General features: G+C 56.4%; 15 protein-coding genes. 4 read left to right on the top strand and 11 right to left on the bottom strand.

Features of this window, described 5'->3' with window-relative positions:
* From ruvB to NW846_RS06670, 5 genes are all read right to left on the bottom strand, one after another.
* On the bottom strand, positions 1-1,113 hold the full coding sequence (gene ruvB / locus NW846_RS06650; RefSeq protein WP_414347189.1) for a Holliday junction branch migration DNA helicase RuvB: 1,113 nt from the start codon (positions 1,111-1,113) through the stop codon (positions 1-3).
* 173 nt (positions 1,114-1,286) lie between these two features.
* Positions 1,287-2,351 carry a photosystem II q(b) protein gene (gene psbA, locus NW846_RS06655; RefSeq protein ID WP_011430136.1) on the bottom strand — a complete coding sequence of 355 codons (1,065 nt, stop codon included), beginning with the start codon at positions 2,349-2,351 and terminating at the stop codon, positions 1,287-1,289.
* A 104-nt stretch (positions 2,352-2,455) separates the two neighbouring features.
* Positions 2,456-5,011: a UPF0182 family protein gene (locus NW846_RS06660; protein ID WP_414515606.1), complete on the bottom strand. Its 2,556-nt coding sequence runs from the start codon at positions 5,009-5,011 to the stop codon at positions 2,456-2,458.
* A 4-nt stretch (positions 5,012-5,015) separates the two neighbouring features.
* Positions 5,016-6,386, bottom strand: coding sequence for a TIGR03279 family radical SAM protein (locus NW846_RS06665; protein WP_011430638.1), 1,371 nt, complete (start codon positions 6,384-6,386; stop codon positions 5,016-5,018).
* 42 nt (positions 6,387-6,428) lie between these two features.
* Positions 6,429-6,716 carry a DUF2103 domain-containing protein gene (locus NW846_RS06670; RefSeq protein WP_011430637.1) on the bottom strand — a complete coding sequence of 96 codons (288 nt, stop codon included), beginning with the start codon at positions 6,714-6,716 and terminating at the stop codon, positions 6,429-6,431.
* Between the two features lie 242 nt (positions 6,717-6,958).
* On the opposite strand from NW846_RS06670, the gene NW846_RS06675 reads away from it, so the two are divergent.
* The gene (locus tag NW846_RS06675; protein WP_414515608.1) at positions 6,959-8,038 is read left to right on the top strand and encodes a hypothetical protein; all 1,080 of its coding nucleotides are present in this window, start codon (positions 6,959-6,961) and stop codon (positions 8,036-8,038) included.
* Between the two features lie 286 nt (positions 8,039-8,324).
* Here NW846_RS06675 and NW846_RS06680 read toward each other — a convergent pair whose 3' ends face one another.
* The 4 genes from NW846_RS06680 to upp form a co-directional block, all read right to left on the bottom strand.
* Positions 8,325-9,077, bottom strand: coding sequence for a DnaJ domain-containing protein (locus tag NW846_RS06680; protein WP_414515610.1), 753 nt, complete (start codon positions 9,075-9,077; stop codon positions 8,325-8,327).
* A 193-nt stretch (positions 9,078-9,270) separates the two neighbouring features.
* Positions 9,271-9,972 carry a tetratricopeptide repeat protein gene (locus NW846_RS06685; RefSeq protein ID WP_414515612.1) on the bottom strand — a complete coding sequence of 234 codons (702 nt, stop codon included), beginning with the start codon at positions 9,970-9,972 and terminating at the stop codon, positions 9,271-9,273.
* Positions 9,965-10,873, bottom strand: coding sequence for an HAD hydrolase family protein (locus NW846_RS06690; RefSeq protein WP_099813378.1), 909 nt, complete (start codon positions 10,871-10,873; stop codon positions 9,965-9,967). The genes NW846_RS06685 and NW846_RS06690 overlap by 8 nt, the downstream gene beginning before the upstream one ends.
* A 306-nt stretch (positions 10,874-11,179) precedes the next feature.
* The gene (gene upp, locus NW846_RS06695; protein ID WP_049749761.1) at positions 11,180-11,863 is read right to left on the bottom strand and encodes a uracil phosphoribosyltransferase; all 684 of its coding nucleotides are present in this window, start codon (positions 11,861-11,863) and stop codon (positions 11,180-11,182) included.
* Positions 11,864-12,192: 329 nt separating this feature from the next.
* Here upp and NW846_RS06700 point away from each other — a divergent pair, with 329 nt between their 5' ends.
* Positions 12,193-13,080 (top strand): hypothetical protein, encoded by an 888-nt coding sequence (locus NW846_RS06700; RefSeq protein WP_011430631.1) that lies wholly within the window; start codon positions 12,193-12,195, stop codon positions 13,078-13,080.
* A 7-nt stretch (positions 13,081-13,087) separates the two neighbouring features.
* Here the strand turns inward: NW846_RS06700 and NW846_RS06705 are convergent, their stop codons facing one another.
* Positions 13,088-14,212 (bottom strand): hypothetical protein, encoded by a 1,125-nt coding sequence (locus NW846_RS06705; protein ID WP_414515614.1) that lies wholly within the window; start codon positions 14,210-14,212, stop codon positions 13,088-13,090.
* A gap of 92 nt (positions 14,213-14,304) precedes the next feature.
* Here NW846_RS06705 and NW846_RS06710 point away from each other — a divergent pair.
* A protein-coding gene (locus tag NW846_RS06710; RefSeq protein WP_414515616.1) for an IS630-like element ISSoc15 family transposase occupies positions 14,305-15,251 on the top strand; the annotation gives its coding sequence in 2 pieces (ribosomal slippage) (positions 14,305-14,641 and positions 14,641-15,251; 948 coding nt in all).
* 69 nt (positions 15,252-15,320) lie between these two features.
* Here the strand turns inward: NW846_RS06710 and NW846_RS06715 are convergent.
* Positions 15,321-17,120, bottom strand: coding sequence for a M61 family metallopeptidase (locus NW846_RS06715; protein WP_414346914.1), 1,800 nt, complete (start codon positions 17,118-17,120; stop codon positions 15,321-15,323).
* A gap of 266 nt (positions 17,121-17,386) precedes the next feature.
* Between NW846_RS06715 and ntcA the strand changes: the two genes are divergently transcribed.
* A complete protein-coding gene (ntcA, locus tag NW846_RS06720; RefSeq protein ID WP_011430628.1) occupies positions 17,387-18,061 on the top strand; it encodes a global nitrogen regulator NtcA in 675 nt (224 codons plus the stop codon).
* Positions 18,062-18,166: the final 105 nt, after the last annotated feature.

The raw sequence follows: 18,166 nt of genomic DNA on the forward strand, positions 1-18,166 counted from the left end.
TTAGCTCCACACAGGCAGAGGGGACTGGGCTGTGTAGCCTAAGTGCTGCAGGGCAGCGGGGGTAACCACCCGACCCCTTGGCGTGCGCTGCAGGTAGCCAATCTGCAGCAGGTAGGGCTCGTACACCTCCTCAATTGTCTGGGGATCTTCACCTGTCACTGCGGCCATGGTCTCCAAGCCCACGGGCCCTCCCCCAAACTGCTCCACCAGTACCGTCAGCAGCTTGCGATCCGTCCAGTCCAAACCCATGGGATCCACCTGAAACAGCTCCAGGGCAGCGGCTGCCACCTCACGGCTGATGTGGCCATCCCCACGCACCTGGGCATAATCGCGCACTCGCTTCAGGAGGCGGTTGGCAATGCGCGGTGTGCCTCGGGATCGGCGGGCAATCTCCTCGGCTCCCGCTCGGTCAATGGAGGTGTTCAAGAGGCGAGCGCTGCGCAACACAATTTCCGCCAGTTCGTGGGGCTCATAGAAGCGCAGCCGCTGCACCTGGCCAAAGCGATCCCGCAGCGGCGAAGTCAGAGCGCCAATGCGGGTAGTGGCCCCGATGAGGGTAAAGCGCTCCAGGGGTATGGAGGTGATGCGGGCCGAGCGTCCCTTGCCAACAGTGATGTCGAGGCGAAAATCCTCCATTGCTGGATAGAGCAGCTCTTCGGTTACCTTGGGCAGGCGGTGGATCTCGTCGATAAACAGCACGTCCCCCTGCTTCAGGCGCACCAAGTAGCCGGCAATGTCACGGGGGCTCTCCAGCGCCGGGGCCGTGGTCATGTAGAAGCGGGATCCCATCTCCGCCGCCAGCACCGCGGCCACCGTGGTTTTGCCCAAGCCAGGCGGGCCGTAGAACAGCAGGTGATCCAAAGGCTCCCCGCGGGCGCGGGCCGCTGCAATAGCGATGGAGAGCACTTCCTTCAGCTCTGTCTGGCCAATGTACTCTGCCAGGGTGCGCGGGCGCAGGGATTCTTCTTGAGCTTCGCTGCGGTGAGCCTGCGGTTGCAGTAGCCCTTCCGCCCTAGCAAAAGCCAATTTCGACTCTCTTCTGCGAGCAGAACTCTTTTGCTGCCGCTGCCCGGGATCCTCAGCCCCCGCAGCCCGAGAAGAAATGATCGCCATATCCTTTACTCGCAGATGCGATAGCCCTACTCTAACTGACTGGGGGAAAGATCCTGGTGAAACCGTTTGCCATTTTGGTCTCCCACCTGGATCGGAGAGGGCGGTAGAAGAAAAAACCCCCCAGCGTCTGCCAGGGGATTCAAGAAGGACTGGTCGACTAGGTCAGGAGTGGATTAGCCGCGGATGGCCGGCGCCACTTCCACCGCCGCCAGGTCCAGCGGGAAGTTGTGCGCATTCCGCTCGTGCATCACTTCCATCCCCAGGTTGGCACGGTTGAGCACATCCGCCCACGTCCCAACCACGCGACCGTTGCTGTCCACAATCGACTGGTTGAAGTTGAACCCGTTCAGGTTGAACGCCATGATGCTGATCCCCAGCGCCGTAAACCAAATCCCAATCACAGGCCACGCCGCCAGGAAAAAGTGCAGGCTCCGGCTGTTGTTGAACGACGCATATTGGAAAATCAACCGGCCAAAATACCCGTGCGCCGCCACGATGTTGTAGGTCTCTTCCTCTTGCCCAAACTTGTAACCCAAGTTCTGCGACTCCTCCTCCGAAGTCTCACGAATCAAGCTCGAGGTCACCAACGACCCGTGCATCGCACTAAACAGCGCACCCCCAAACACGCCAGCCACGCCCAGCTGGTGGAACGGGTGCATCAAAATGTTGTGCTCCGCTTGGAACACCAACATGAAGTTGAACGTCCCCGAAATCCCCAGCGGCATCCCGTCCGAAAACGAGCCTTGCCCAATCGGGTAAATCAAAAACACGGCCGTCGCCGCCGCCACCGGCGCCGAGTAAGCCACCGCAATCCAGGGACGCATCCCCAAGCGGTAGCTCAGCTCCCACTCCCGGCCCATGTAGCAGAACACCCCAATCAAAAAGTGCAGCACAATCAGCTGGTAGGGGCCGCCGTTGTACAGCCACTCGTCCAAAGAAGCGGCTTCCCAAATCGGGTAAAAGTGCAGGCCAATCGCAGCCGAAGAAGGCACCACCGCGCCGGTGATGATGTTGTTGCCATACAGCAACGAACCCGAAACTGGCTCGCGAATCCCGTCGATGTCCACCGGGGGAGCACCAATGAAGGCAATGATGAAGCAGGTGGTGGCAGTCAGCAGGGTGGGGATCATCAGCACCCCGAACCAACCGATGTAGAGGCGGTTGTCGGTGGAGGTGACCCACTCGCAAAACTGCTCCCACACGTTGCTGGTTGAGCGACGTTGGATAACAGTGGTCATGATGGCAAACTTCCCTGAGGAAGCGCGAAGATTGACAACCTAACCTTAAATCATCCGTTAAGTTCTGTCAACTACCCTTAGAAATCTGAGAAGGGATCCCGGCCTCAGCGGTTGGAGCGGCGGCTGCCGGTGGGGGAGAAGAGGGCTTCCAGAGCCTGGCTGAGGGTGGGCTCCATCACCACCCGGTCTTCGTAGGCAGCGATGACCCGGGTGAGCTGGGGCAGGCGGCCCTGTTCTGCCTCCAGGTAGAGGGGCTGGATGTAGAGAAGCGAGGTCTCGATGGGGATGACCAGCAGGGTGCCCAGGTTCACCCGCGACCCGTGTTCGTTCCAGAGGGCGATTTGCTCGGAAATGGCCGGATCCTGGTTGACCCGCGCCTCTACTTGCTCTGGGCCGTAGATGAGGCGCTGCTTGGAAAACTCGTACACCAGCAGCTTGCCGTAGTTTTCCCCATCGCAGCGGGCCGCCATCCAGGCCACCATGTTTTGTTTGTTGAGGGGGGTGAAGGGAGAAAGCAAGACAAACTCGGGCTGGTTTGGGGATCCCTTTTGGGGATCCTCTGGCAAGGTGAGGATGAGGTACTGGGGCTGCATGGGCAGGCGCCGCCGCTTGCGGAACTGGTTGGGGATCTGCCACTGGTCTTCCCGGTTGTAGAAAACACGGGGATCCGTCATGTGGTAAGTGGCAAATTGCTGCACCTGCACCCGGAAGAGATCTTGGGGGTAGCGGATATGCTGCCGCAGCGGCTCCGGCATGGCCTCTAGCGGCTTGAACAGGGTGGGGTAGATGCGGGCGTAGGCTTGGATGAGGGGATCCCGAGGGTCGGCAATGTACCAGTCGATGCTGCCGTTGTAGGCGTCCAGCACCGCCTTGACAGAGTTGCGGATGTAGTTGAAGGGGAAGCCGGGCAGATGCTCCGAGTAGGGGTAGCGGCTGCTGGTGGTGTAGGCATCGAAAAACCAGTAGAGCCTGCCCCCTTGAATTACCAGGTAGGGATCCTGGTCGTAGAGCAAAAAGGGCATCACCTGGCGCACCCGTTCCCGGATTTGGCGGCGATAGAGGAAGCGGGTGCTGGGGGAGAGCTCGCGGCTGAGAAGGATGCGCAGATCCCGGAAGTGCCAGGCGTAGAGAAGCCGTTGCCAGAGGTGGGGGATGGGCACGCCGCCCGTGCCGCGGTAGCTGCTGTAGACATAGCGATCGGCAGCGGGATAGTCCAGCTCACGCGCCTCGGCCCCCACGAACACGTCGGTGGTGGTCAGCTCGCCATAGTAGAGGGCCGGCTGCTCCACCCGCAGCACCTGCGCCACCTCTGGATAGCGCGGGGAAATCCGCGGTGGGATATCTGCCAGAAAAAAGTCTGGCAGCCCCTCCGGAGTAACCACGTTAACTGGGCTGAGGGTGAGGCCATAGCCGTGGGTGTAGAAAAAGCGCCGGTTAACCCAAGTTTGGGCCGCTGGCGGTACCTGGGCAAAGTCCAGCTCGCGTGCTGCATGCATCACTTGGCGCAGCTCTCCCCCTATGCGGTAGCGATCCACATCCACATAGGGAAACTGGTAGTAGGGGCGGATCTCCTGGAGTTGGCGGTAGGTGGCCAACAAGGGCTCCGCATCCCAAAGGCGCACGTTGCTCAGGGTAGATTGATTTTGCTGCAGGATCTCCCAGGTAAGGGATCCCTCCTCTGGGAAGGGCTTGACCTCCACCTGGGTTAAGCCAAAGCCGGCGCGGGTAAAACGGATGTTGTGCTCGATGTAGGGGCGCTCCAGCTCCAGCTCGTTGGGCGTGACCAAAAGGGTTTGCAGCAGTTGCGGGTAAAGCCGGGTGGTCAGCAGCCCAAACCCCAGGTAGGCCCCCCAGAGCAGGGCCGGCGCCAGCAGGGAACTGGCCCAGGCAGGGCACCAAGACTTGAACAAGGGAAGGTTGAATCGGATCCCCTGGCGGGCCAAAGCCCAGAAGCCAACTGCTGTCAGGAAAGCCACCCCGCTCATCAACGTGGTAGCTGGCAAAGTGGCGTGCACATCGGCAAAGCCGGCGCCAAAGACGACGCCGCGGGTGGAATAGAGCAGCTCGTAGCGCTCCAGCCAATGGCCCCAGGCACGAAGCAAAAACAGAGCTCCCCCCAAGATCAGCAGGTGCCGTTGGGCAAATAAAGACAGAGCCAGCGTCAGCCGCTGCTCCGATAGCCCCAGCTCCACTAGGTAAATAAGCGCCACCGTGATCAAAGTGAGCAGCACTAGGTTGAAGCACCACTGCTGCAGCGTCTCCCAGAAGGGCAGGCCGAAAAGAAAAAAGCCCAGGTCGCGACCGAAGATTGGATCGGACTCGCCGACAGGGACTTGGTGCAACCAGAGCAGCAGCGCGAACCAGTGCTGAGAAAGAGACCAGGCCAAGCCGCCGCTCAACCCCAGGGCAATGGCCCAGGCCCCGGCTGTGCTTGCCCCCCGCCAGCAGGCGCGGATGTTGGATCCCACCACCGCCAGGGCAAAGGCAAAGGCGCCCAGGCCCAGCCCCCAGCGAGCCAGCACCCGCGTCCAGAGCACCGGCAGGGCATTCAGCTCGGCAAACCAGGCCAGATCGACATAGAAAGAGGCCAAAGCTGTGATGGCCAGGATCCCCAGCCCCGCCCAAAGCAAGAGAACCAACCCTCGCTGTAGCCGCTGCATAGCCTCACAGCGTCCCGCTCGAGGTCGCCCTTGATCCTAGCCGCTGCACCGCCTGCAGCAAGCCCGCCGGGCCCCCATCCACCCGCATCACCGGGATCCCCACTTGGGCCTGCAACTCTTGCCAGGTGAGATCGTCCAAAAAGCGCTCCCCATCCTTGAGGGCGATCTGGGGCAAAAGCAGGCCGTCGTAACTTGCCAAGTTTTCAACCGATTTCAAAGCGCCCAGAATGTCTTGCCCCGTCAACAGTCCGGTTACCGTCAGGGTTTGTCCCCAGAATTGGCTGGCAATGGGCAGAAGATGCAACTGCAACCTGGGGATGCTGTTCATCCGCTCCACCACCGGCTGGAAGGCTCGCTCCACTGCGTTGCCCACCACCCAGAGAACTTTGAGAGGAGAAGGGATCCCAGTCGGCAGCCGCACCTGCTCAAACTCGCTCAAGAACAGGCGCAGGGATCCCACTCCATTCCCCAGTTGGGGGTAATCTTCATAGTGCTCTGCCGGCGGCAATTCTCGATTTGCCAGCAAGTACCACTCGTCGGCCAGCCAGGCAAAGGTGGACCCCAATTCTTGCCGAAACTGCGCCTGCAGCGCTTCTACCTGCGCAATCACCTCCGCCGCCTTGGCGGCATCCACCGGGATCAGCTCGTCATTGGGGGGGCGGAAGCGGGTCAGCCCCACCGGTACCACCGCCACCGAGAGGACGGTTGGGATCCCTTCGACAGGTTGGCGAAAAGCGGCCAGATCCAAGAGCGTGCGGGTGAGGTGCTCTCCATCGTTCCAGCCCGGGCAGACCACCACCTGGGCATGCACTTGCAGGCGGTGTTGGCGAAACCAGGCCAACTGCTCCAGGATCAGACCGGCGCGCGGGTTTTTGAGCAGGCGGCTGCGCAGCTCCGGCTCCGTGGCATGAACCGAGACATAGAGGGGGGAAAGGCGCAGGCGGGCGATGCGATCCCATTCGGCAGCGGTCAAGTTGGTAAGGGTGAGGTAGCTGCCGTAGAGAAAGCTGAGGCGGTAGTCGTCGTCTTTAAGGTGCAGCGTTGCCCGCATTTCAGGGGGCTGTTGGTCGATGAAGCAAAAGGGGCAGGCGTTGGTGCATTGGATGAGGCCATCGAACAAAGCCGTCTCAAACTCCAGCCCCAGATCTTCATCGATGTCTTTTTCCAGCTCGACGATGCGCCGGATCCCTTGGCTGTCCAGGATCTCCAGGCAGAGATATTCATCGGCACACAAGAAGCGATAGTCAATGAGATCGCGGGGCTTCTCGCCGTTGATGCTCACCAGGGCCTCCCCTGGCCGAATGCCCACCTTTGCCGCCAGGGATCCGGGCACCACAGCGCTAATGCGGGCGGGCTTGAGGCTAGCACGGGACATGGCGCGCCCAAAGCAGGACTGCGTTGCCAAGAAAACCCCAATCTACTCCAAGCAGCGGCGAATCGCTGCTTCCAGCTCCAACTGGCTGAGGTCGGTAACCACGAAGACCTCTTGCACGCTGCTGCCCTTGCGGGCCACCAACTTGTAGCCCCCTCGAATGGGCACGGAAACCCGCAACTGCAACTGCGGGATCCGCCCGCGACTGCAAGACAGAGCACCTGGCGTTACGGTTTTAATGCCAGGTTGTCGAGTCAGGCGCTCCAGAACAGGGATCAGCCCGGAAATGTGGGTGGAGTGGTTCCAAACCAGACGACCGGCAGGCTCAGACATGGCGGCAACGCAACAGCGAGGAGGGCTAGATCTCTATGCTAGGCTCTTGCCCCTGTAACTGAGAATAAACCTTGGCGAACTCTCCAAGTACAAGTATTTTCAGAAGGTTTTCTCTGTGCTAGTTTGACGGCAGCAAACGCAGGGAGCTCCTGACTCATGGTTGCCGAGCAAGTCATCCTCGAGATCCCCAAAGCCATCCTGAAAGGCCTGCAGAATGGAACCTACGAGGCGTAGGCGGCGTGGTGCGAGAAGTGGCCTCTAAGCGGGTGGTGGCCTGGCTGAGAGAAACTGGAGGCTTGACACTCGCAGATAGCATTAGCAATTGCATCCCGGCAGTGGACATAGTCAACGGGATTATTGCCAACATTCAGTTGAGGCAGATCAACCTAAGACTAATTGACACTAGAGGTAAACTAAACACTGTCTTAGGCTTAACCAAATTCAATGCTGCTATTGGTCTAACTAACTTGGGTTTGTCTGCCGTAGACTTTGCAGTCGTTACCTCTAAACTCAATCAAATCGATTCTCGAATCCAAAGTCTTCAAGCATCCGTAGAAAGTCTTCGAGAATCCATAGATAGATCGCTTCTTGCCAAAGCTAAGTCTGCTATCGACGTTGCAGAAATAGCTTTGAAGATGTCTTCTTCGACCAACAGGAAGCGATTGGTAACCGAGGTCATTCAGCCTCTGCTTGAGGCTGAGCACTATTATCTAGCTGCGTGGGATTCCAATTGGAACAAGAACGACGGCATTTTGGCTTGCGAGTACATCTTAATCCTATCTTTAGTCTATGTTACAGAGATTGAATGCTACCTAGAGATGGAGGAGCATGAGATAGCTCTGAAACGCCTGGCGGAGGCAGAGGAGATTCTAAGACCTCGTATTAGAAAGTATGTCGAGCTTTTGTTGACCACGAAACCTTCAGTATATCTTCACAAGGCTTACCAAGAAGGAGTTAGCCTATCAAGCGTCGTGGAGATTCTCAAGTATGTAAAGGGTGAATCGGATGTGGATAAGCTGTTTGACAAATATATACGACCAGATATTTTCAGCGCACAAAGCATTGAATCCTATTTTGATAGTATGCCGACAAGATCTAAGAATGCTATCCTTGCCCTCATTGCCCCACGTTTGATTGATCCAAGCTGGTGGACAGTCTTGGATCGCATAGTTTGGGATCCTCCTCGGAGAGAAGCTATCATCAGTCGAGCAAATCAGGTTATAGCGGCTGCCCAGTCCATGATCGAATTGGACAGGAGACTGGAAGGCTACAGATACGAAATCACTGAAATGACTCGGCTTGGCCTCAGCTACCAAGAGTGACAAAGTCTGGTTTTGCCGCCAAAAAACTCGTCTGAGGACCCAGACCCCAAAGTTTTACTGCTCCTGCCGGCTTAGGAAGCAGGATCAATGGGGGTAGAATCCGCCGCCCAAACCAAACAAGACGGCTAATATGCCAATACCGACAGCGATCCCAGCTGCTAGTTTCAGATCCTCCTTTAGCTTTTCAGCGTCGGCTCTTTCCTTTATCGCTGTCAACAGGAAGAGTTGATCCTCTCCGCTAAGCCCGCTTATAAACTCAGGGGATAAAGACTCAAGGGGGAGACTCTTAAAGGTAGTCGATCCTGCTCCTGCAGTAAAGCGTCAGTTGAGAGAGCTCTGAGCTTTTTTCTTTCTCGCGCAGTTCTATTTCTGACTTTGCCCTTTCTTGGAGACTTTTGGCTTTTTCCACTTGCTCTTTACTATACCCAGATTCAAAAAATGCCGACCAAGCGGATACCAAAGCAATGAGTACGAGTATAGCACCAATCCATCCCCAGCCTCCTAAGAAAGCCAACAAGCCCAAAAACAAAAAGACAAAGCAGCTCTGTATATTTTCGTCTCTAGTAAGGAAGGTATAGTCAACTCTGGCATCCTCTTCCTTAATGCCGATTAAAATAAGGTTTCTCTTTAGCTCTGACTTCACTTGCTCTATTTTCTGGTTATAGTTGGTTTCAATCCTTCGCCTCCGCAGCTCTATCTCCTCGGCAGCTTTCTGTATCTTGTCAGGGTCAAACGGCCAAGTGCTGCCGTCTTGTGTGCTGTAGCTTGGTTTGGCTTTTAGACCTAGATCACGTTCGTTTCCTTTCGTTTGGGAAAGCCTCTGGGAATCGTAGGCTTTCCGCTTTACGGGATCACTCAGCACTGAATAGGCTTCTTGAAGGGACTTAAATTTTTCTTCGATGTACCGTCGGGCCTTTTCCGGTGTACCGGGAGGAAGCCGATCGGGATGATACTCTTTGGCAAGCCGCCTGTAGCTCTCTTTGATTTCTTCAGAGGTCGCGTCGGGCTTTACCTCCAGCTCGCTATAGAAATCTTTCATGAAGGGATCCCGCCTTTGCTGCCTTGCTAGCAGGATTCTACTGCTGCTCCTGCAAGCTTGAAAAGTGCTGTTTAATACCAGCCTTTTTTTATGCCCTAAGTGTCAAGCGCGCTGGGGAAAGCTCCACTCCCAGTAGCTCTCGGGGGGGGTTAGCTCTCCTTCCTAAGCTGTAGCTGTCTGGGCCCGGTTTGGACTAGTCCAACTCCCGCCGACGTAGCCGTTGCAAGGCCGAGAGAGGCTTCTCCTCTTCTGGCTGCTTTTTCGAGGCGGCTGCCCGTGGAGTGGTTGTCTTGTCCCTTTCGGGCTCGAGCGCAGGCTTGGCTGCTTCTGGCTCAGCGGCTGGAGGGCGAGGCGGGTTGCTGGCCTGCTGGTTGGGCAAGGGCACCGACTCCAGGGGGGCCAGCAGGGACTGGATGTGGCTGTAGGTTTCGGGATTGCTGCGGGCAGCATGGGCCAAGAGGGTAAGCTGCTCCTTGGCCGCTACCAGGTTCCCTAACTTAAGATCCACCAGAGCCAATTGGTAGCGTGCCTTAAAGCTAGTGGGATCCACTTCTACGGCACGTTGGAAGGCAGCTCGCGCCTCTGGGAGGTTGCCCTGGCGGGCGTAGATCAGGCCAAGGTTAAAAGGCACGTCGGGATCCCGCTCGCTGGGGAGAACTTTGGTTTTGTCTTCCAGCTCAAGGGCGGCCCGGTAGGCGTTGATGGCTAGGGTGTGAAAGCCCATCTGCAGGTAGCGGGCTGCATCTTCCTTGAGTTGGGCCACTGTCGGCTCCCCGGTGAGCAGATTCATAGGCGGCTGGGCAGAGGCAGGCAGTCCTAGCGCCAAACTCATCAGGCATCCCACCACACGCAGGCCCAAGGGAGCAGTCCGTCCACCGGTTTGTTGCTTATTCATCCCCATGATCGGTTTCCTCCAGCCACCTCAACACCACTTCGTTCCACCCCTCAGGACCGGGGAGCCGGGCCAGTTGCCACTGGGTCTGAACCTCTGGCCCGCCGAGGCGAACGGCCTCCTTCCAGAGGCTATCCGCAATTGGGCTGGGAAGCACTACTTTCCGCTCCACCCACCGCAAAAAAGCCAAATCTGGGGGGGAGCAGCCGATGCCCAAGGCCCTGACAGGGCCCAAATGCCGCTGGTAGCAATCCAGGAGCAGCCGCACCGCCTGTTCTCCCGGTAGGGAACTGGGCTCTGAGGTTAAGGTTGTCCGCCTCCAGCCGGTCAAATACCACCGCGAGGGGTCGGAGAAGTGGAGCTGGTGCAGCCGTAACAAGTGCTGGGTGAGGGTGGCCTCTTGTTGGGCAAGGGCTTCTCGCAGCCTTGCTGGATCCCCGGAATAGCTGAAAATCTCGCTATATTCCCGCTTTTGCACCCGTTCTGCTTCCTCCAAAGGGATCCCAGTGGCGGCAGCTAGCTCCGAGGCTGTCCAATCCCCGAACCCGATGAGATCCAAGTGGTAATCTTGGCGCACCTGTTGCAAAATGTGGCGCAAGCAGGGGTAGGGCAATCCCAGGGCACACACGTAGTAGGGAGGGCGGTGTTGCCAGCGCTCGTCCAAAATGCCTGCGGGAAAGTAATGTTCGGGAACGTAAATAGCGGAGCCGTCCTCGCAGATGAAGGGATGCTCCAGGCGCAGTTGTCGACACAGATGTTCCAGTTGGGCGCGGGTACGCAGGCTGTAGAGCACTAAGGGAATGGAGCGGCGCTCCAAAGCCGCCAAAGCTTGTCGGGCAGCGCCATAGCTGTTGGACTGGGGATCTAAGAGGCTGCCATCCAAACTGCTGAGGACAAGTCGCATAAGCCCAGGAAAGGAAAAGGCGCTGGCAGCAGTCAATTAGCCAGATCAAACGGCCTCTAGCCCGAGGAGCGCAAGCCGGATCCCTGAGGCGGGCTTGGGGCTCAAGCGGCCAGCATTCCCATCATCCAACAGCCTTGACAGAAGTGAAGAGGTTTAATTCAACGTGCCCTTCTTGGCCACCTTCTGGAGGAGTGAAGCACCCAGAGCGGCATTGGGGCAATTGATGCCAAATGTTACACTCTGCTGCCGTGCCCAGCCGATACTAGCGGCAGAGCAAGCCTCTTGACTCGCGATTCCTTTGAGGGATCAGGTGCCGAAAGCGCGATCCCCAGCATCCCCCAGCCCGGGCAGGATAAACCCCCGGTCATTTAGCCGCTCGTCGATCATGGCGCAGAAAATTTGCACCATCGGGTAATGGGATCCCAGCCGCTGCAGCCCCGGCGGAGCAGCCAAGACGCTCACAATTCTCACTAAGCTGGGATCCGCTCCCCGTTTTTTCAGCTCGTCCAAGATCCAGAGCAAGGTGCCGCCAGTAGCCAACATCGGCTCAGGGATGAGAATGCGCATCTGCTCCGGGATCCGCTCCGGCAGGCGATTGAGGTAACAACTCACCTGCAGCGTCTTTTCGTCCCGCACCAGGCCCACATGAAAAATCCGTGCCTGGGGCAAGAGGGACTGACAGCCTTCCAGCAGGGCCAGCCCAGCCCGCAAAATAGGCACGATGGCCAGCGGCGTGTTGGGGGCGATAACTTCTGCTGCAGCAGGTTCCAGAGGAGTTTGCACCTGCACCGCCTGAGTTGGGATCCAATCCCGCATCGCCTCGTAGGTCAGCCAGCGGCCCAGCTCCGATAGAGCACTGCGAAACAAGGGCGTGGGGGTTTCCACGTCGCGAGCCACAGCTAACCAGTGCTTAATGAGCGGGTGAGAGGGGACATAGACTCGAAGCTGCTGACTTGCCACAGAAGGATGCCTCAATCTGGGCGGTAGCATAGCGGGTTGCTTTGGCAGAAAGCAAGCACTTCCCTCGAGGTAATGGGTACCCCTTCAGAATTGGTTGACCTGCCCCCTGCCTTAAAGGGTAGGGATTCCTAGTTTTGGGTTCTACGAGCGCACTTAGCTAGCCAGTGGCTAGTCCCTAATTCACCATGCCGGCAGTGAGGCATCTCTCCCCAAGCGTAGGCGCTCCGCGCTGCTGAAGCGAACGCCCGATTGGTTCAGGATGCGTTGCCATGCTTTGCCGTTACAGCACAGGGCAAAGCTGGAGCTGGGTCTGCGGATCCGGTAGATCTGGATCACGAGATTTTTTCTGAGGATCGCCCATGTCTGCCGTCCGGTTTCAGCCGTTGCGGGTGGCCTTCACCTGTGCGGATCCCAGCCAAGCGCAAATGCCTGTTGCCGAGTTGCTGGCGGCTCTGCCGGCCTCGCCGCTTCTAGCCTACACCGACCCAGAAGCAGCGGACTTGCGGGTAGAGATGCTGCCAGATGCCATCTACCACTTCTACCGACGGGAGGAAGAGGTGGCGCTGGCAGCCTTTCGGATCCCGGTAAAAAAGCCACAGGCTCTGCCCCGCAAGCTGGTGCGGCTGCTGGAACATGTGGCCGCCTTCGACAACCTCCTCAACCTGCAACCTGCCAGCGATGCTCTGAGCAGTGTTCTGGAAGTAGAGTTTCTGCAACTGGAAACGCCGGCCAGTGGCTCTAGCCCTGCTGAAGTTAGCCCTTTGCCGCGGGATCCCCAAGGCCAGGTGCAAATTCAAGCAGGCCGCAACCTCGCCATCGCCCTGCGCAACAGGGCCCTTACGCCGGTGCACGTCTATGTAACAGTCTTTGACGAACGGCAGTGCAGCGTCGGTTTAGTCTATCCCTACCAGCCGGACTCTCCTGCCCGCCTGCGCCCCAGCGAAAGCGTATTAGTTGGCTCTGGCCCTCGCTATCTGCTCCAGATGCAACTGCCCGAAGACACAGAAACGGCGGTGGATCGCTTCAAAATCTGGGTCACCAGTACCGGCATGCAGCCGGGCATTATGGCAATGCCCCCTCTAGGACAAAGGCTGGAGCCCCCCTCTGACGATCCCTATGGCTCCGGATCCCGTCTGGATAGAGAAGTCAGGCTGGCCATCTTGGGCAAGGCGGGCAGCACGCCCATGCCAGCTTTTGCCGAGGATCCCTGGTGGTGTATGGAGCAGGCTGTCAAGGTGGTAGCTTAGACTGGGCCTACCTCCTCACAATTCTGTACAGCAGAGACTCAACCTCCTCGACACTAATAGCTGAAAGATTATAGGAGGAGTAGATCCTACTTCTCGTCTCTTGATCAACATCTGCCAAGACCAGAAAGACTTGATCTGGGCCGAGACCCATTTCGGAGGCGAGCCAAGAGTACTTCTCTATACAGTCTCTATAGCTGCCGGTCTTCGACTCTATCCAGTAGAATCGGTTGTTAATGTGGAAGAAGAGATCGATCTCAAAGTCGCTACCGTTGGGCAAAGTAACTTCCGCATTTGCGATGTAGGAAAAATCGATCTTCTGTCCCTGCTCTCTAGCAAACTTGATCAGTTGCTGTTTGACATATCTCTCCAGCCAATCTCCAGATAGGAACTTGATTGCCTCTGGAGACTTGCTTAGCTTTACCCTCAGGTTTTTGGAGGATTTTGAGTAGTTATATTCCTCTAAGAAATTAACCTTATGTAGAGTGGAAGCAAGTTGGCAGCTATAACTTATCACTTCCGGGGAGTTGCCTTTTAAGCAAAGAGTTAAGGCCTTTTCTTCTCCAATGCCAGATTTAATTTCTTTGTAAAGCTTCTCGATCAGCGAGTACCTCTGACCCATAAGGTTTGATATCCAGTTCAGCTTGTTATCGAGTTCTCCTTCTGCATCGGCTTTTTTACTAGATGGGATCGGGTTCTTCATCCTTATGTTCCTAGACCACAGAAATACCCCTATTTTCACCTGTTCACAGCTAATCGTCCCTGGCGGCAAACTCTTGAGTCGCGCGCCAGCAGTTCGCTCGTTAGTTTCCTTCGTCTTTTGAAGGCTAGAACTTGAGCTTAGATTCTGGGAAATTTTTTCTGTACTTTCTAATAGCCTGCTCAGGATATTCTGCTGGTTACTTATGTTCTTAACTAGCTGACTTCTGTACTCAGCTAAATGCTGAAGGAAGTTTTGGTAACTTTCGGACAGACTTTCTGAGATATGAAGTTTGAAGCCCTCAAGATCAGCTTGTAACTTTCTTAGAATCTCATCCAGTAACTGACTATTAGCTCTTTGAGTGAGCCTACAGGTATAAACGCCCAGGCAGAAACCAATAGCCAATCCAATTAGAAGACCTAAAAGCAGAGTCATCTTCCCTTGATCCTATTTATCCTATTTTCTTTAACCTACAGCCTTTTAATTTAAAATAGGGTACAGGTATTCAAGAGGAAGGAGAGAAAGGAATGCCGACTCATTCTTTGGATTTGCGGCAAAGAGTTGTAGCAGCCTACCAGGCAGGTAACACCTCCATCCGCCAGGTAGCTAAACGCTTCATGGTGACCAAAAGAACAGTACACCGCTGGGTGCGTCAGTACCAACAAACTCAAGATTTAGCTCCTAAGAAAGCAGGCACCAAGCGAGTGGGCATTTTGGAACAACATCGGCAGGAAGTGATGGCAATTATTACAGAACACCCAGACTTCTACCTGTGGCAGTATCAAGAACTGTTGCGCGAGCGCTTAGGAATCAATGTAAGCATCGTCACGATACATAATTTCTTGAAAAAGCAAGGAATGACTCTAAAAAAAAGACCTACCGCAGTGCAAAAGTCAAAGAAGAGGAGGTGCAAAGGGAACGACTAGCTTATAGTCAAGAAGTCAGGAATATTCCAGCGGAGGATTTGATTGCCATCGACCAGACGGGAGTCTGGGAGGGAATGGAGCGGAGAGTATCTCGGAGTTTACGTGGTCAAAAGGCTTATCATTATCGTCAGAGATACAAGGGTGAAAAGTATACGGTTATTGGAGCTATTTCCTTGAGAGGTGTAGTTGGCTGTCGTGTCATCAAGGGTGGGATGAAGAAAGAGGACTTTTTGGAGTTTTTGAGAAGCGAGTTATGTCCGAAGCTAGATGCGAGGAAGGTTGTGATTATGGACAATTTGAATATCCACAAGAGTCGGGAAGTTGAGGAATTGATTAGGGGGACAGGAGCACGAATCCTATACCTGCCTGTGTATGCGCCGGAGTTGAATCCCATTGAGATGATGTGGTCAGTGTTGAAGCATTTTACTCGGCAGCTTTGCAGAATTGGGAAATATAGCATGGAGCAGATAGTGAAGACTTCTTTACTACTGATCAATCCATCCTCCTTCCGAAGTTGGTTTGCTAAGTGCTGCTATTGTACCCCTTGAGCTCTTAACAGGCTGTAACTCAGGAGTTGTGAACAGCTAGGAAGATTTTAAAGCATTGCTACCTCCTGCTTACTCTTGAGCCAGAAGGGATCCCAGCCAGCCCTGCTGGAGCGCTTTCTGGGCGGGAGTGAGCTCAGGCAAGGCCTCCAGGGTGTACACATCCGGGCGGGGCGGATCCAAGGGGATCCAAAAGTGCTTTAACTGATTGCCTTGGAAGACGCTAAGACAGATGGTTTGGTGGGGCTGATAGGCTGCCAGGCGCTCCGGCAAGGTGGCGGCGCTTACCCGGAAGCCATCCAAGGCCACCAACTCATCGCCAGCCCAGATGCCGGCTTTTTGAGCGGGGGATCCCATCTCGACGGCGCTGATGCGATTGCCTTCGCCGTTGAAGTTGAGGCCCAGGTAGGGGGGAGGGTTGGGTCGGCTGAAGTGAACCTTGAGGGTGAGGCCAAAGGGGTGGAGGTAGGCGTTGTAGTCTAGCTCTTCCGTGCCGTCCACATAGGCGGCGAAAAAGGGGCTGAGATCGGCGCCGGCTGCCCGCTCAAACGCCTCTTGCAAGTCTTGGTTGCTGTAGCCTTTCTCTGTCCGACCAAAGCGCTGCCACAGATCCCGCAGGGCCGTGTCCAGGGATCCCTGCCCCCCTGAGAGGTGGCGAATGTGCAGATCTAGCAGCCAGCAGACCAAAGCGCCCTTTAGGTAATAGGAAACCTGGCTGTTGAGGCTATTTTCGTGGGGACGGTAGAGCTTGATCCAGGCGTCGAAACTGGATTCTCGCAGCGATTGTACGGCTCGACCTGGAGTGCGCTGCAGCCGGCCAATTTGCTCGGCCAGGATCTTTAAAAAATCTTCGGCGCTGAGGATCCCTGGCCGCAGCAAGATGACATTTTCGTAGTAGCTGGTTGCCCCCTCGCAAAACCACAGACAGTCCACGTAGTTTTCTTGGTTGTAGTTAATTTTCTCCAAAGCCAGAGGGCGCAGCCGCTTGACGTTCCAAGCATGGAAAAGCTCATGGGCCAGCAGCGCCAAAAAGCGGCGGTAGGAGTGGGGCTGATGCAGCTCCAGTCCAGAATAATTGAGGGTGGCACTGTACTTGTGCTCCAGGCCGCCAAATCCCCCGGCTGACAAATGCACAATAAACCAGTAGCGGTCGTAGGGCAGCTCGCCAAAAAACGCCGCCGTGGCCCGGACAATTTTCTCGGCATCGGCCACCGCTTGCTCCAAATTTAGGGTGCCCGCTCCCCAGACCACGAAGTAGTGAGGGATCCCTTCCACCGCAAACGACCGCAACTGGTGCAGGCCCACCTCCACCGGGCTATCCACCAGCTCGTCGTAGTCTGCCGCCACAAAAGACTGGCCGGAAGCAGCATCCTCAGAAGAAGACCTCAAAGGTCGCAAACTGGTGGCGACGTGCCAGTCGGGTTTGGGAGGGATTATCGTCAAGGTGTAGGGCTCCCGCTCGCGACCGGGCACGTAGAGAAAGAGCGCCGCCCCGTTGAAGTAGGCGTGGGTGAGATCCAAATGGTTGGTGCGCACCGTCAGCTCGTAGGCGTAGACCCGATAGCGGATCGCGACAGCCGAACAGCGGGGCGGCTCGATCTCCCAAGTGTGCTTATCTACCTTCCGCCAGGCCAAAGGGATCCCTTGCTCCGTTGCTGCCTGAAACTCTTGCACATGGCGGGCATATTCCCGCACCAGGTAGGATCCCGGCGTCCACACCGGCAGCCGCAGTTGCAGAGGTACTTCTGGATCCACCTCTTGGATCTGTAGTTCCACCTCCAAAAGGTGATTGGCCGGCTCCGGCATCCGCACCGTGAAATGCTGACGGCTTAGCTGAGAAGGGGCGGCAACCCCACCCTGCGCGATCCCCATATAACTTTCCTCGCACCTCCCGCCTGCACCGTCCCAAAACAGTGCGCTAGAAGCATATCTTGGACAGGAGACAAGACTTCAAAGATGTAGCTCCTGCTACAAAGATATCCAAGCAGAGTCTTTTAGCTTAGGATAATCTTGCCGCCGAGGTCATTTTTGAGTCAAGGGTGGCTTGGGTCAATAGCGGGCAGCTCAACCCCGGCACTCCTGGCTGATCTTGTTGGGTTGATTCTAAGGGATAAACTGACCTTAAAAGGTTGAAGAATATGGCAGTGGCCATTGCAGAAAAATCTCTGGTTGCAGCCTTCAAACAGTTGGGAGGGCCTCACCATCCTCCGGTTATCGAAACGTTTGAGCGCGGTAAGACCATCTTCTTTCCTGGGGATCCGGCGGAGCGGGTTTACTTTTTGGTGAAAGGAGCTGTCAAGCTCTCGCGGGTCTACGAAATGGGGGAAGAAATTACCGTCGCTCTCCTGCGGGAAAACAGCATCTTTGGGGTGCTCTCCTTCATCACGGGGCAGCGCTCCGACCGCTTCTATCACGCGGTGGCCTTTACCCGCGTCGAGCTGCTCTCTCTGCCCATCGAACAGGTGGAAAAATCCTTGCGGGAGAACGCTGAGCTCTCCATGTTGCTCCTCAAGAGCCTGTCTTCCCGCATCTTGCAGACGGAGATGATGATCGAGACGCTGGCCCACCGCGACATGGGATCCCGTCTGGTCAGCTTTCTACTGATCCTCTGCCGCGACTTCGGGGTGCCCGGCCCCAATGGAGTCACCATCGATCTCAAGCTATCCCACCAGGCCATTGCGGAAGCGATCGGCTCCACTCGCGTCACCATCACTCGTCTGTTGGGGGAGCTGCGCAAGAAGAACTACATTTCCATCCACAAGAAAAAGATCACCGTCCACGACCCAATGCAGCTTGGCCATCGCTTTGCCTAGGGGGAGAAGCTGCCCCTAGGGCCGTTTCCAGGAATTTACCAGTCGGGACAATCCCTCCCTCTGGGAGAGGAGTAGCCGTGCCACCAGGGCAGGGCAGCGACGAGG

The sequence above is a fragment of the Synechococcus sp. W60.3 genome (assembly GCF_047502615.1).
In the GTDB taxonomy this organism is placed as follows: Bacteria; Cyanobacteriota; Cyanobacteriia; order Thermostichales; family Thermostichaceae; genus Thermostichus.

What these genes read in the sequence shown, in the direction of transcription:
- ruvB (WP_414347189.1), bottom strand. Translation starts at nt 1,113, where the DNA reads ATGGCGATCATTTCTTCTCGGGCTGCGGGGGCTGAGGATCCCGGGCAG.
- psbA (WP_011430136.1), bottom strand. Translation starts at nt 2,351, where the DNA reads ATGACCACTGTTATCCAACGTCGCTCAACCAGCAACGTGTGGGAGCAG.
- NW846_RS06660 (WP_414515606.1), bottom strand. Translation starts at nt 5,011, where the DNA reads ATGCAGCGGCTACAGCGAGGGTTGGTTCTCTTGCTTTGGGCGGGGCTG.
- NW846_RS06665 (WP_011430638.1), bottom strand. Translation starts at nt 6,386, where the DNA reads ATGTCCCGTGCTAGCCTCAAGCCCGCCCGCATTAGCGCTGTGGTGCCC.
- NW846_RS06670 (WP_011430637.1), bottom strand. Translation starts at nt 6,716, where the DNA reads ATGTCTGAGCCTGCCGGTCGTCTGGTTTGGAACCACTCCACCCACATT.
- NW846_RS06680 (WP_414515610.1), bottom strand. Translation starts at nt 9,077, where the DNA reads ATGAAAGATTTCTATAGCGAGCTGGAGGTAAAGCCCGACGCGACCTCT.
- NW846_RS06685 (WP_414515612.1), bottom strand. Translation starts at nt 9,972, where the DNA reads ATGAATAAGCAACAAACCGGTGGACGGACTGCTCCCTTGGGCCTGCGT.
- NW846_RS06690 (WP_099813378.1), bottom strand. Translation starts at nt 10,873, where the DNA reads ATGCGACTTGTCCTCAGCAGTTTGGATGGCAGCCTCTTAGATCCCCAG.
- upp (WP_049749761.1), bottom strand. Translation starts at nt 11,863, where the DNA reads ATGCTACCGCCCAGATTGAGGCATCCTTCTGTGGCAAGTCAGCAGCTT.
- NW846_RS06700 (WP_011430631.1), top strand. Translation starts at nt 12,193, where the DNA reads ATGTCTGCCGTCCGGTTTCAGCCGTTGCGGGTGGCCTTCACCTGTGCG.
- NW846_RS06705 (WP_414515614.1), bottom strand. Translation starts at nt 14,212, where the DNA reads ATGACTCTGCTTTTAGGTCTTCTAATTGGATTGGCTATTGGTTTCTGC.
- NW846_RS06715 (WP_414346914.1), bottom strand. Translation starts at nt 17,120, where the DNA reads ATGGGGATCGCGCAGGGTGGGGTTGCCGCCCCTTCTCAGCTAAGCCGT.
- ntcA (WP_011430628.1), top strand. Translation starts at nt 17,387, where the DNA reads ATGGCAGTGGCCATTGCAGAAAAATCTCTGGTTGCAGCCTTCAAACAG.